Genomic DNA, 13,628 nt, shown 5'->3' with positions numbered 1-13,628 from the left:
GGCCCACCCGGGGGCGTCTCGCCCAACATGGGTGGAGTGGAAGGGCCACCGCCGCCCGGCCTGGGCGCGGTCGTCCCGGGCAGGGCGCCCGAAACGCGGGGCACCAGGGCGTCGAGGGCCTCGCCCCAGGGGTCGGGCTTCATGACCATGCCGGGACCGCCGCCGTAGGGGGTGTCGTCGACGGTGCGGTGCCGGTCGTGAGTCCATTCGCGCAGGTCGTGGACGCGGACGTCCAGCAGACCGGCGCGCCGGGCCTTGCCCAGGAGGGAGATGTCCAGGGGGGCGAAGTACTCGGGGAAGATCGTGACTATGTCGAGTCTCATGATTCGTCGAGCAGTCCGGGGGGCGGATCGATGACGAGCCGCCCCCCGGGAACGTCCACCTCGGGGACGAGCGCGGCCACGAACGGGACCAGCTTCTCGCCCCCGGCCCCGCGTACGACCAGGAGATCCTGGCCGTGGTGCAGGACGTCCGCGACCTGGCCGACCTCGGTCCCGTCCGTGGTGACCACGGCGAGTCCGAGCAGTTCCTGGTCGTGGAAGTCGTCCGGGTCGGCGGACGTGGTGATGTCACCGGGGTCGACGACGAGCCACGTGCCGCGCAGTTCCTCCGCGGCATCGCGGTCGCCGACCCCGGCGAAGCGCACGAGCAGGCGTCCCGAATGCCAGCGTTTCCGCTCGATGGTGAGCGGACCGACGGTGACGGGGTCGGTGGCGATCGCCGTGCCCGGGGCGAACCGGGACTCCGGCTCGTCCGTGCGGACGTCGACGGCGACCTCACCGCGAATCCCGTGCGGCCGTCCGATCCGTCCCACCACGAGCGGTTCGCTCATCGGGACACCACTCAGCGGACCTCGTTGACGTCGAGCAGGTCGACACGCACGTAACGGCCTCCGGAGAGGGCGCTGATCACCGTGCGAAGGGCCTTGGCGGTGCGACCGCTTCGGCCGATGACCTTCCCGAGGTCCTCGGGGTGCACGCGCACCTCCAGGACCCGGCCGCCCCTGATCCTGCGGGCGCGAACCCGGACGTCGTCCGGGTTCTCGACGATCCCGCGGACCAGGTGCTCGAGCGCTTCTTCGAGCACGTCAGCCCTCGCTCTTGGCTTCGTCGGTCTCGGTGGCCTTCGCCTCGGTCTTCTTCGGCTCGGCCTTCTTCTTGCCGCGGGTCGCGGTGCCGGCGGCCTCGTCGTCGCCCAGGGACTCCTTGACGGCGGCCTCGAACGCGGCCTTCTTGTCGGCCTTCGGCTCGGCGACCTTGAGGGTGCCCTCGGCGCCCGGCTCGCCCTTGAACTTCTGCCAGTCGCCGGTGATCTTCAGCAGGTTGAGCACGGGCTCGGTCGGCTGCGCGCCGACACCCAGCCAGTACTGCGCACGCTCAGAGTCGATCTTGATGAGCGAGGGCTCCTGCTTGGGCTGGTAGAGCCCGATCTCCTCGATGGCCCGCCCGTCCCGCTTGGTGCGGGCGTCGGCGACGACGATCCGGTACTGCGGGTTCCGGATCTTCCCCAGACGCTTGAGCTTGATCTTGACTGCCACGGGTGTGGTGTACTCCAACTTCATCACTGGATGGGCGGGCCCGCGCCAGGTGGGGAACACCGGCTCACGGCCGCCCGATGGACTCCGGCCGCGCAGGACGAGAGAGGGCGCCTCGCGATTCCGGGTTTCCAGCCTGTCATTCTGCCAGACGTTCGCCGCGAAAGCGCAATCGCGCCGCCCGGGTGTCGCCCCTCCGCCTCGACGCCCAGGCCACCCGCAAGCCACACCCCTTCTCAACGCCCCCGTGCGCCCCACCAGGTGACCGACTCCGGACGCCGCACATCAACGCGTCCACCGCCGCCAAGCAGGTAAGGCCACAGTTGCGAGCCCGCGCACCAGGAAAGCGCCCCTGGTCAGGCTCCCAAGGAGGGCCGCTGAGCGAGAGCCGCGCTCCCAACAAGTACCCCAGCCCAGCCCCCAGAAGGAGCGTCCCAGGCCAAGCTCCCAAGGAGGGCCCGCTGAGCGAGAGCCGCGCTGCCGACAAGTACCCCAGGCCAGACCCCAGAGAGAACGCCCCTGGCCAGACCCCCACAAGGGCCACCGTGCGAGAGTCGCGCATCAGAACAAGCCACCCCAGGCCAGACCCTCAGAAGAGCGCCGCTGGCCAGGCGTCAGAAAGACCGCCGCGCGAGAGCCGCGTACCCGACAAGCACCCCCAGGCCGAGCCCCCAGAAGAGCGCCCCTGGCCACACCCCCACAAAGGCCGCTGCGCGAAAGTCGCGCACCAGGACAAGCCCCCTGGTCAGGGTCCCAAGGAGGGCCGCTGAGCGGGAGCCGCGCTCCCGACAAGTACCCCAGGCCAGGCCCCCGGAAGGAGCGTCCCAGGCCAGGCCCCAAAAGAACGTCTCTGGTCAGGCGCTCAGGAACGGCCGCTGCGCGAGAGGCGCGCAGCGGGACGAACACCCCAGGTCGGGCTCCAGGAAGGTCGGTGTGGGAGAGACGGGCATTGGGACGAGCGTCCCTGGCTAGGTTCCGGGAGTGCCGGGGTGCGTTCGTTGGTAGATCTTTGTTTCATCTTGTGGGCGACCACGCTGGGAATTTCCACGCGTCACGGTTCTTAGTGCGGCGTATCAGCCGGGGGTGTCCGTGGGGTGTGGGGCGGGTCTGGTTGGGGCGGGCCGGGCGTGCGGCTTGGGCGTCAGCCTCTTTGGCTTGGCGTGGCGGCGGAGGCTTGAGGGCCCCGCCGCAGGGGGTTGGGTCTGCGGCGGGGCCTTCGGGGACGGGCTACTTCTTTTTGCGGCTCTGGAGCTTGTTCAGGTCGGGCATCTGGAAGCCGGGCGGGAGCTGGCCGCCGCCCAGGCCGGGCGGGAGCTGGCCGCCGCCGAGGCCGGGCGGGAGGCCCTTCGGCATGCCCTCGGCCGCGGGGGCCTGCTCCTGCGAGGGCTTGCCCGCGGCGCGCTTGCGGGGGTCGCCGCTGCGCTGCTTGCCCTTCTTGTTCTTGGCCGCCTTCGCCGCCTTGGCCGCCTTGCGGCGGCCGCCGGGCATGCCGGGCAGGCCCATGCCGCCGGCCATCTGGCGCATCATCTTCTGCGCGTCGAAGAACCGGGTGACCAGGCTGCTGACCTCGCCGACGCCGACGCCGGAGCCCTTGGCGATGCGGGCCCGCCGCGAGCCGTTGATGATCTTCGGCTGGGCGCGCTCCTGCGGGGTCATCGAGCGGATGATCGCGGCGATGCGGTCCAGGTCCCGGTCGTCGATCTGGCTGATCTGGTCGCGGACCTGGCCCATGCCCGGCATCATCCCGAGCAGGTTCCCGATCGGGCCGAGCTTGCGGATCATCATCATCTGCTCGAGGAAGTCCTCGAGCGTGAAGTCCTCGCCCGAGGCGAACTTGCTGGACATCTTCTCGGCCTGCTCGGCGTCGAACGCCTGCTCGGCCTGCTCGATCAGGGTGAGGATGTCGCCCATGTCGAGGATCCGGCCCGCCATGCGGTCCGGGTGGAAGACGCTGAAGTCCTCGAGCTTCTCGCCCGTGGAGGCGAACATGATGGGGCGTCCGGTGATGTGCCGGACGGACAGGGCCGCGCCGCCGCGCGCGTCGCCGTCGAGCTTGGTGAGGACGACGCCGTCGAAGCCGACGCCGTCCATGAAGGCCTGGGCGGTGTTGACCGCGTCCTGGCCGACCATGGCGTCGACGACGAACAGGATGTCGTCGGGCTGGACGGCGTCGCGGATGTCGATGGCCTGCTGCATCATCTCGGCGTCGATGCCGAGGCGGCCGGCGGTGTCGATGACGACGACGTCGTGCTGGGCGTGCCGGGCCTGGTCGATCGAGCGGCGCGCCACGTCGACGGGGTCGCCGACGCCGCTGCCCGGCTCGGGCGCGAACACCGGGACCCCGGCCCGCTCGCCGACGACCTGGAGCTGCTGGACGGCGTTGGGCCGCTGGAGGTCGGCCGCCACCAGCATCGGCGTGTGGCCCTCCTGCTTCAGCCAGCGGGCCAGCTTGCCGGCGAGGGTGGTCTTGCCGGCGCCCTGCAGGCCCGCGAGCATGATCACGGTCGGCGGGGTCTTGGCCAGCCGGATCCGCCGGGTCTCGCCACCGAGGATGGTGATGAGCTCCTCGTTGACGATCTTGACGACCTGCTGCGCCGGGTTCAGCGCCTGCGAGACCTCCGAGCCCTGCGCCCGCTCCTTGATCTGCGCGATGAAGTCCTTGACCACGGGGAGCGCGACGTCGGCCTCGAGGAGCGCGATCCGGATCTCGCGGGCCGTCGCGTTGATGTCGGCCTCGGAGAGCCGGCCCTTGCTGCGCAGCGACGAGAAGACCGTCGTCAACCGGTCGGAGAGCGTCTCGAACACGTGTCTGGACCGTCCTTGGAAAGCTTCTGGGATCGCCTATCAGCGTATCGGGTCACCGGGCGAGCCCTGCCCCCTCCGGAAACCCCTTCAGTGGAGGGTTCTCAGAACCCGGGCCCGGACGGCCGCCAGAGCGTCGGGATCGTCGAGCGGGCGGCCCTGGTCGTCGACCACGTAGAAGACGTCCACGGCCTCGGCGCCGAGGGTGTCCACCTGGGCCGCGCGGACCTGCAGGCCGCAGGATCCGAGCGCCTGCCCGACGCGCCACAGCAGTCCGGGGCGGTCGTGCGCCCGGACCTCGACGACGGTGGCGGTCCGCGACGCGTCGTCCACGATCATGACGCGCGGGGGCGGCACCGTGACGCCGGGCCGGATCCGGACCGACCGCGCCCGCCGTTCGAGGCGCTCGGCCACGTCGAGGCGCCCGGCGAGCATCCTGCGCAGGTCCGCCTCCAGGCCGGCCGGGTCCGGCGGGGTCCCGTACTCGGGGACGGCCGTGAAGTCCAGAACCGCCGTCTGGGCCGGCGAGGCCGCCGGGGAGGAGATCACGCGCGCGGTCTTGACGGCCAGGCGGTGCAGGGCGAGGACGCCGGCGGCGCGCCAGAGCAGTCCCGGACGGTCGGGGGCGGCGATGGTGATCCGGGAGCCCGTCACGCGGACGGCGGCGCCGTCGTGGCGGGCCAGGGCGAGGTGGTCGGCGGTGAGCGCGGGAGCGGGCGGGGGCGTGCCGCCGGAGAGCACGGCGGCGGCGCGGCGGGCGAGTTCGGCGACCAGGCCGGCCTTCCAGGCGCCCCAGGCGGCGGGGCCGGTGGCGCCGCCGTCGGCGACGGCGAGGGCGGCGAGGAGGTCGACGACCTCGCGCTCGCGACCGGGCGCCCCGGACACGGCGGCGGTGACGGTCTGGACGGTCACCGGGTCGTCGATGTCGCGGCGGGTCGCGGTCTCGGGGAGCAGCAGGTGGTGGCGGACGAGCGTTTCGAGGACGCGGACGTCGTCCTCCGGGAGGCCGAGGCGGGCGCCGATGTCGCGGGCGATGACGGCGCCGGAGGTGGAGTGGTCGCCCGGCCCGCCCTTGCCGATGTCGTGCAGGAGGGCGCCGATCAGGAGCAGGTCGGGACGGGCCACCTCGCGGGTCAGGGCGGCGGCGCCGGCGGCGGTCTCGACGAGGTGGCGGTCGACGGTGAAGCGGTGGACGGGGTTGCGTTGGGGGCGGTTGCGGACGCGCTCCCAGTCGGGCAGCAGCCGGACGATCAGCCCGGCCTGGTCGAGGGCCTCCCAGACGGCGATGGCGGGGGGACCGGCGCCGAGCAGGGAGACGAGCGCGTCGCGGGCCTCGGCGGGCCAGGGGACGGGCGGGAGGGCGGCGTGCTCGGCGAGGCGGGCGACCGTGGCGGGGGCGAGGGGCAGGCCCGTCTGGGCGGCGGCAGCGGCGACGCGCAGGATGAGGGCCGGGTCGTTCAGATCGGCGTTCCGCGCGAGGACGACCTCCCCCTCGTGCTCGACGGCGCCGTCCCCGACCGGCCTGCGCTCCACACCGCGCCGGCCAGCGGTCTGCGGGACACCGGGAGGCTGCCGGTGCTTGGCCCTGGTGAAGTTGTCGACGCGGCGCCACAGGTGGGACGCCCCATAGGTGACGGTGCGGGCGGCCTCGACGATCGAGCGCTGCAGGACGTCGGCGTCCGGCAGACCGAGGGTGCGGGCCACGGCCTCCTGCTCCTGGAGGACGAGGCGGTCGGTGGAGCGACCGGTGACCTGGTGGAGCGCGTGCCGGACGTCGAGGAGGAGGTCGTGGGCGGCGCGGACCCGGGCGTCCGGGGCGGAGGCCACCCAGGACGCGGCGACGGCGTGCATGACGTGGACGTCCCGCAGCCCGCCGTGGGCCTCTTTCAGGTCGGGTTCGAGCAGGAACGCCAGTTCGCCGTGGGTCTCCCAGCGCTCGCGGCACATCGCCGACAGCTCGGCCAGCCGGGTGGGCGCGTCCGCGCGCCAGTCGGTGAGGACGGCGGCGCGCAACTCGTCGACGAGGGCGCTGTCTCCGGCGATGCGGCGCGCCGACAGCAGGCCGAGGGCGGCCTTCATGTCGCCTCGCGCCACGGTCTGGGCTTCGGCGACGGTGCGGACGGAGTGGTCGAGCCGCTGCCCGGAGTCCCAGATCGGGTACCAGACGCGGTCGGCGATCTCCGCGACGCCGGCCAGGCCGCGGTGCAGCAGGACGAGGTCGAGGTCGCCGCCGGGCGTCAGTTCGCGGCGGGCGTGGCTCCCGACCGCGACGAGCGCCACCCCCTCCGCGGGCGGCGCGGAGGCCAGGAGGGAGGCCAGCCAGCTGTCGAGGGCGTCGGCGCGGGAGGCGCGGGCGGCGGCCAGGGCGGCGCGGGCCGGGTCCGGAGCGGCGCCGCCGGCCGGAGCGGGCGCGGGGGCCCGGTCTCCGGCCGGCGGGTGGGCGAGGGTCACCGTGCTCCCTAGAGCGCTTCCGGTCCGGTCTCGCCGGTGCGGACGCGGACGACGGTGTCGACCGGCACGGCCCACACCTTCCCGTCACCGATCTTGTCCGTGCGGGCCGCCTTGACGATCACGTCGATGATGTCGTCGGCGTCCTCGGCGTCGACCAGGACCTCGACGCGGAGCTTGGGCACCAGGTCGACCTGGTACTCGGCGCCCCGGTAGACCTCGGTGTGGCCCTTCTGCCGCCCGTAGCCGCTGGCCTCGCTGACGGTCATCCCCTTGACCCCGAAGGCCTCCAGGGCCTTCTTCACCTCGTCCAGCTTGAACGGCTTGATGACCGCCGTGATGAGCTTCATCCCTTCGCCTCCACCTTCTTCGCCGGGGCCGCCGGGGCGGGCGCCGCCGCGGTCGCCCCGGAACCGATGCCCGCCCCGGAGCCGATGCCCGCACGGATCGTGCCGAAGTCGTAGGCGGTCTCCGCGTGCGCCGTGCTGTCGATGCCGGCGGCCTCGTCGTCCTCGCTGATCCGGAAGCCCATCACCAGGTCGATCACCTTGGCGATCACGTAGGTGACGACGAAGGAGTAGGCGAGCGTCGCCAGGACGGCGACGGCCTGCTTGCCGAGCAGCGCGAACCCGCCGCCGGCGAACAGCCCGTCGGCGCCGGCGTCGTTGACGGCGGTGGTCGCCAGGAACCCGATCAGCAGGGCGCCGACGATGCCGCCGACCATGTGGACGCCGACGACGTCGAGCGAGTCGTCGTAGCCGAGCTTGTACTTCAGGCCGACCGCGAACGCGCACACCGCGCCGGCGACCAGGCCGAGGACGATCGCGCCGAGGGGGGTGATGAACGCGCAGGCCGGGGTGATCGCGACCAGTCCGGCCACCACGCCCGAGGCGATGCCGAGGGTGGTGGACGCGCCGTCGCGCAGCTTCTCCACGACGATCCAGGCGAACGCGGCGGCGCAGGTGGCGACGAGCGTGTTGATGAACGCGACGGCCGCGGTGGAGCCGGCCGACAGCGCGGACCCGGCGTTGAACCCGAACCAGCCGAACCACAGCAGCCCGGCGCCGAGCAGGACGAACGGCAGGTTGTGCGGCCGCATCGGCTCCTTCGGCCAGCCCTTGCGCTTGCCGAGCACCAGCACCAGGGCGAGCGCGGCGACGCCGGCGTTGATGTGGACGACGGTCCCGCCCGCGAAGTCGAGCGCGCCGAGGTGGAACAGCCAGCCGGACTTGCCGCCGTCCTGGCCGTCGGACCACCACACCCAGTGGGCGATCGGGAAGTACACCAGCGTCGCCCAGACCAGGGTGAACACCACCCAGGCCCCGAACTTGGCACGGTCCGCGACCGCGCCGCTGATCAGCGCGACGGTGATGATGGCGAACGTCGCCTGGAACGCCACGAAGACCAGCTGCGGGATGCCCGTCCCGTCGTCGGCCGTGGCCGCGTTCTCCAGGCCGACGAGCCCCCAGTCTCCGAAACCGCCGATGAACGAGCTGAGCCCGCCGCCGTCGCCGAAGGTGAGGGAGTAGCCGTAGACGACCCACGCCATGCCCACCACGGCGATGCTGACGAAGCTCATCATCATCATGTTGAGCACGCTCTTGGCCCGGCTCATGCCTCCGTAGAAGAAGGCCAGGCCCGGTGTCATCAGCAGGACGAGCGCGGTGCTCGTCAGCATCCAGGCGGTACTACCGCTATCGATCTTCATCTCTGAGCGCGTCCCTCCTCGCCAGGAACTTCGAACTGCTCAGAGACTCTGGCGCGGCCGTTTCGCCCGGTATGCCGCTACGTTTCCGCCATGTGAAACCCGACTTCAGCGTGTTTCGCCGCTGTTTCCAAGTCCTCACATGCCGTATTTACGCGGTATCCGGGCCGATTCGAGGGCCGGTTCAGTCGCCGAGGATCGCGTCCACGAACGCCTCGGGCTCGAAGGGCGCGAGGTCGTCCGGCCCCTCGCCCAGGCCCACCAGCTTCACCGGGACGCCGAGCTCGCGCTGCACCTGGACGACGATGCCGCCCTTGGCGGTGCCGTCCAGCTTGGTGAGCACCACGCCGGTGATGTTGACCACCTCGGCGAAGACCCGGGCCTGCTGCATGCCGTTCTGGCCGGTCGTCGCGTCCAGGACGAGCAGGACCTCGTCGACCGTGGCCTGCTTCTCCACCACCCGCTTGACCTTGCCGAGCTCGTCCATCAGCCCGGTCTTGGTGTGCAGCCGGCCCGCCGTGTCGACGATCACCACGTCGACCTTGGTGTCGATGCCCTGCTTGACGGCGTCGAACGCCACGCTGGCGGGGTCGGCGCCCTCGTCCTTGCGGACGACCTGCGCGCCCACCCGCGTGCCCCACGTCTCCAGCTGGTCGGCGGCGGCGGCGCGGAAGGTGTCGGCGGCGCCGAGCAGCACGGTGTTGCCGTCGCCGACGAGGACGCGGCCGAGCTTGCCGCACGTGGTGGTCTTGCCGGTGCCGTTCACGCCGACGACCATGAGGACGGCGGGACGGTCGCCGTGCGCCTCGGTGTGCAGCGAGCGGTCGATGTCCGGGCCGATCTGCTTGATCAGCTCGTCCTTGAGCATCGCCCGGACCTCCTCCGGGCTGCGCGTTCCGAGGACCTGGACGCGCGTCCGCAGGTCGTCGGTGACCTGCCGGGCCACCGCCGTGCCCATGTCGGCGGCGATCAGGGTGTCCTCGATCTCCTCCCAGGCGTCCTCGTCGAGCGTGTCGCGCGACAGCAGCACCAGGAGGGTCTTGCCGAAGGCGTTCTGGGAGCGGGCGAGGCGGGCCCGCAACCGCACGAGCCGCCCCGCGCCGGGCGGCGGCCGCTCGATCTCGACGGCGGGCCGCGGCGGCGCGGCCTCCGTCGGCGGCGCCTTCTCGATCGTGGGGGCCTCGGCCTCCGCCACGTCGGCGGCGGTGGCGCCGCCGGTGCGTTCGGACGGGCGCTCGACCGGCGGGCGGGGCCGGCGCGGCCGCAGCAGCGTGACGCCGCCGATGATCAGCGCGATCACGGCCAGCACGGCGATGACGATCACATATTCCATAACGCCCCCAGTTTTCCAGACGAGCACTCCCGCGCGAACACGCTGCGCCGGGCCCGCCGATCATGCGGCGAGCCCGGCCGGGCGCGCAACCGCGCGGGACTCCCGAACGTCCCGGCGCCCGCGCCGGGACGGTAGATCAGGCATTACCCCCAGGGAGGGATGCCCGTTCGGAGGACTCCCACTCGTCGACGTTGCGGAGCAGTGCCTCCAGGTAGGAGCGCAGGTGGGTCCGGTAGACGTCGCTGTAGGTCCGCAGGTAGGCGATCTCGCGCTCCAGGGCGAGGCGCTCTCCGTCCGGGAGGGTCCCGGGGCTCGGCGAGGGCGCGGGCTGCGGCGGGGCCGTGCGGACGGCCGCCTCGGCGACGGCGGCCGCCTTGCGGTGGGCGTCCTCCAGCATCTGCTCCGCGCGGCCCTTGGCGTCCGACAGGATCGCCTCGCGGTGCAGCCTCGCCTCGTGCGCCAGTTCCCTGGTGTAGCGCTCGGCGTCCGCCACGTACAGGTCGGCGGTCTGCTGGGCCTGCGACAGGATGCGGACGGCCTGGAAGTGGGCGTCCTCGGGCGCCATCACGCCGCGGGAGCCCGAGGACGCCTGGGCGCGCAGCCGGTTCACCTCGTCGGCCAGGGCGGCCTTGTCGGTGAAGATCTTGACGAGTTCCCGCTCCACGTACTGCAGGAAGTTGCGGACCTGCTCCTCGTCGTATCCGCGGCGCCCGAGGGCGGCCCGGGCGAACACCACAGACTGGAGTTCGCCCGGGGTCAACCGCGACCCCTCGGAGACGACCGGAAGGTTCGGGGAGTTCAACGCGCTCACCTCTGTGCGTCGGCGAAGGTTTCGAGGCGGATCCGGTCACGGGCGACGCCGAGCCGCGCCAGCTGCTCGACGGTGTGCCCGACCATGACGGACGGCCCGCACACGTAGGCGTCGTGACCGTCCCAGGGGCCGCGCCTGGCGACCACGTCGGACAGGTTGCCGTGCTCGACGCCGTCGTCCCCCGAATAGAGCAGCGAGGAGAACCCGTGCCCGCCCGGCTCGTCCGACACGGCCGGGACGACGGTGAGCCAGGGGAACCCCTCCGCCAGTTTGGTCAGGTCCTCCAGGTCGTAGAGGCCGTCGCGGCTGCGGGCGCCGAAGAACAGGTGCACGCGCGGCGGGACGGCACGGCGGGATATCTGCTCCAAGATCGCCTTGAGCGGGGCCAGGCCGGTGCTGCCCGCGACGAGCAGAACGTCCCGCGGGGAGCTCTCGTCCAGCGTGAGCGTGCCGATGGGGGCGCCCATGCGGACGCGGTCGCCGATCTGGGTCCCGCGGACCAGCACCGGGCTCACGGGGCCGCCGTCCACCAGCCGGACGTGGAAGTCGACGGAATGGTCGGGTCGCGGCGCGTTCGCCATCGAGTAGTACCGCCAGTGCCGCAGCCGGGACGGCACTTCCAGCGCCACGGACTGGCCCGGCGTGTACGGCAGGGGCCGGTCGGGCTGGATCCGGAGGACGCTGATGTCGAACCGGCGGCGCTCGACCGCGATGACCTGGCCGTTCCACCAGGCGGGGCTGTTGAGGGCGTTCTCGTCGGCCGCCTCCAGCATGACCTTGGCGACGAGGCCGTAGGCGGCGCTCCAGTCGCGTTCGAGGTCGTCGGTCCAGGCCGCCCCGGAGAAGTGCCGCAGGGTCGCCAGGAGGCTGGCCCCGACGTGCGGGTAGTGCTCGGCCACGATGCCGAACCTGCGGTGGTCACGGCCGAGCTGCTGCAGGAACGGGACGAGGACGGCCAGGTCGTCCACCTGGGACACGATGTGGCCGAGGGCGCGCAGCAGCTTGTCGCGCTGCCCGCTCATCCCGATGGGGAACATGTCGCGCAGGTGGGGATTGCGGACGAAGAGGTCGGAGTAGAAGAACAGCGCCACGGCGTCGCCCTTCTCGGCGACCTGCGCGAAGCTGGTCTTGAGTCGCTGGGAGTCCACGGATCAGGCGACGGGCTCCGCCGCGGCCTCCGACATGACCTTCGCGACGACGCCGTAGGCGGCCGTCCAGTCGCGTTCGAGGTCGGCGTTCCAGTCCGGACCGCTGAAGTAGGCGAGGGTGGCGAGCAGGCTGGCGCCGACGGGCGCGTAGTGCTCGGCGACGACGCCGAAGTCGTTGTGGCGGCGGCCGAGGTCGCTGAGGAAGGGGACGAGCGCGTCGGGGTCGTCCACGGTCGAGACGATCTGGGACAGCGCCGCGAGCAGCACCTCGTGCTGCTTGGCCATCGACGCGGGGAACATCCGTCTGAGCTGCGGATCCCGCGCGAAAAGGTCGGCGTAGAAATATTCGGCGACGTCCAGGCCGTTCGCGGCCACCAGGCCGAAATTGTCTTTGAGTTTCTGGGGATCCATGCGTCGCACCTCTCCGGCGGTTCTCCGTACCGGACGGGGGGAGTCCGGTGAAGGAGCCGGAGAACCGCAGGGCCATATGGGTAGTGGATGACCCCAGGTCACACAAGCCCGCCAGCGTCGCCGGGTCATCACGGTCGGTGCACGCCGATCCCCTCCGAATACGCGTCACCGGCGCGGACGTGAAGTCTCCAAACGGTTATAGGCGGGGGGAAGACGGCGGAGACCGCACCCGCCGCCCCGCCCGAAATGGTGAGCGCTGGGCGGTGTCACGTTCCAAGAGAAATGTGACGCGCGTCACGCGCCCGCGGAAGCAGCGCCCTCCCGCCCGATCGGAGGCACTGGGTGCCGCGGGCCCCTGTGACCGCGGCACCCAGCCGTCCTCCGCGAGCGGACTCCTGCGACCCGCTCCGGCCGCTCCCCGATCTCGCCGGACCTCACCGATGGCGGCGAGGCCGCCGACCTCCCTGGTCGCCCCCGAAACGGTGGCCGCCGAAACGGTGGCCGCCGAAACGGTGGCCGCCGAGTTCGTCCGTCAAGACGAGAGGGCACTCGACCCGGCGCACAACGGAGCGCCGCCCATAACGGTGGCAACGTCCCGCCGGCCGACCTTTCCTGCTTCTTCTCATGGGATAATCGCGCCCTAACCCTCCGCACCCGTTCGGTGCGATCCGAGTGGGCCGGCCCCGCATTTCCTGTCCGGGCGTCTCGGGCAGCCCATAAGAGAAAAGGAGCCGCGGCGGTGTGAGCCGTCCCGGCGGGCGCACACCACCCCTGACCTGGCGATCTTGCGACCGCTGGCCGTTCCCCCGGTGAAGGCGTTAATCTTCGGCTGCCGCCTGATCATCCGGAAAGGCGGCGTTCGGACAATGGGCCGACATCCCCGCCCCGAGGAAGGCACACCATGGCTCTTCGGTTCACCTCCCGCGCCGTCGGCGCCCTCGCCGTCACGGCGCTCGCGACGACAATTCTCACGTCGGGATGCGGCGGTGACGACAAAGACGGCGGTGATGACGTGTTCCGAGCTCCGTCCCAGTCGCCCTCGGCTACCGCACAGGAGGACACCGACCCCGGCACTCGGGAGGGGATCGAGGGCGCGCGGGCCGCGCTCCAGGCGTTCCTGCGCGGCCAGGCCGCCGGGGACCAGGGAGTGTGCCGCTACGTCGCGAAGGACGGCGACTTCCTCCGGGGCCCCGCGCTCCGCGGCGACTGCCCGGCCGGTGTCCGCAACACGCCGCACCTCCTCCGGCCGCAGGAGCGGCAGGCTCTCCGGACCGTGTCCGTGAAGGGCGGCCGGCTGGTGGACGAGGAGGCGGTCATCCCGTTCTCCGCCCTGCACTCGCAGAGCGGGTCCATGACCGAGCGCACCCTCCAGGACGAGTTCACCCTGCGCCACAACGGGGAGATCTGGCAGATCGTGAAGTGACACCGGACGCCCC

The 13,628-nt window shown here is 72.0% G+C and carries 12 protein-coding genes and 1 pseudogene; 1 reads left to right on the top strand and 12 read right to left on the bottom strand.

Going from position 1 to position 13,628, the window contains the following annotated elements:
- Positions 1-50: 50 nt before the first annotated feature.
- The 12 genes and pseudogenes from ABD944_RS10970 to ABD944_RS10915 all read right to left on the bottom strand — a co-directional run.
- Positions 51-323, bottom strand: a pseudogene (locus ABD944_RS10970) (tRNA (guanosine(37)-N1)-methyltransferase TrmD); the annotation flags it as partial.
- Positions 320-832, bottom strand: coding sequence for a ribosome maturation factor RimM (rimM, locus tag ABD944_RS10965; protein ID WP_345174995.1), 513 nt, complete (start codon positions 830-832; stop codon positions 320-322). The pseudogene ABD944_RS10970 and the gene rimM, both read right to left, overlap by 4 nt.
- Positions 833-843: 11 nt before the next feature.
- Positions 844-1,086 carry an RNA-binding protein gene (locus ABD944_RS10960; RefSeq protein ID WP_021598307.1) on the bottom strand — a complete coding sequence of 81 codons (243 nt, stop codon included), beginning with the start codon at positions 1,084-1,086 and terminating at the stop codon, positions 844-846.
- A gap of 1 nt (position 1,087) precedes the next feature.
- The gene (gene rpsP / locus ABD944_RS10955) at positions 1,088-1,537 is read right to left on the bottom strand and encodes a 30S ribosomal protein S16 (protein WP_345174994.1); all 450 of its coding nucleotides are present in this window, start codon (positions 1,535-1,537) and stop codon (positions 1,088-1,090) included.
- Between the two features lie 1,224 nt (positions 1,538-2,761).
- Positions 2,762-4,339 carry a signal recognition particle protein gene (ffh, locus tag ABD944_RS10950; protein ID WP_345174992.1) on the bottom strand — a complete coding sequence of 526 codons (1,578 nt, stop codon included), beginning with the start codon at positions 4,337-4,339 and terminating at the stop codon, positions 2,762-2,764.
- A gap of 87 nt (positions 4,340-4,426) precedes the next feature.
- On the bottom strand, positions 4,427-6,787 hold the full coding sequence (locus tag ABD944_RS10945; RefSeq protein ID WP_345174990.1) for a [protein-PII] uridylyltransferase: 2,361 nt from the start codon (positions 6,785-6,787) through the stop codon (positions 4,427-4,429).
- Between the two features lie 8 nt (positions 6,788-6,795).
- Positions 6,796-7,134, bottom strand: coding sequence for a P-II family nitrogen regulator (locus ABD944_RS10940; RefSeq protein ID WP_141577570.1), 339 nt, complete (start codon positions 7,132-7,134; stop codon positions 6,796-6,798).
- Positions 7,131-8,492, bottom strand: coding sequence for an ammonium transporter (locus tag ABD944_RS10935; RefSeq protein ID WP_345174984.1), 1,362 nt, complete (start codon positions 8,490-8,492; stop codon positions 7,131-7,133). The genes ABD944_RS10940 and ABD944_RS10935 overlap by 4 nt, the downstream gene beginning before the upstream one ends.
- Positions 8,493-8,673: 181 nt before the next feature.
- Positions 8,674-9,822, bottom strand: a complete 1,149-nt coding sequence (ftsY, locus tag ABD944_RS10930; RefSeq protein WP_345174982.1) for a signal recognition particle-docking protein FtsY — start codon at positions 9,820-9,822, stop codon at positions 8,674-8,676.
- A 136-nt stretch (positions 9,823-9,958) separates the two neighbouring features.
- Positions 9,959-10,624, bottom strand: coding sequence for a DivIVA domain-containing protein (locus tag ABD944_RS10925; RefSeq protein ID WP_345174979.1), 666 nt, complete (start codon positions 10,622-10,624; stop codon positions 9,959-9,961).
- 5 nt (positions 10,625-10,629) lie between these two features.
- Positions 10,630-11,781 (bottom strand): globin domain-containing protein, encoded by a 1,152-nt coding sequence (locus tag ABD944_RS10920; RefSeq protein ID WP_345174977.1) that lies wholly within the window; start codon positions 11,779-11,781, stop codon positions 10,630-10,632.
- 3 nt (positions 11,782-11,784) lie between these two features.
- On the bottom strand, positions 11,785-12,192 hold the full coding sequence (locus ABD944_RS10915) for a globin domain-containing protein (RefSeq protein WP_345174975.1): 408 nt from the start codon (positions 12,190-12,192) through the stop codon (positions 11,785-11,787).
- 901 nt (positions 12,193-13,093) lie between these two features.
- Here ABD944_RS10915 and ABD944_RS10910 point away from each other — a divergent pair.
- Entirely contained in the window at positions 13,094-13,615 is a 522-nt protein-coding gene (locus ABD944_RS10910) for a hypothetical protein (protein ID WP_345174974.1), read from the top strand.
- Positions 13,616-13,628 lie beyond the last annotated feature (13 nt).

The sequence above is a fragment of the Actinomadura verrucosospora genome (assembly GCF_039540335.1).
In the GTDB taxonomy this organism is placed as follows: Bacteria; Actinomycetota; Actinomycetes; order Streptosporangiales; family Streptosporangiaceae; genus Spirillospora; species Spirillospora verrucosospora.
This window is presented reverse-complemented; position numbering and strand designations above follow the sequence as displayed.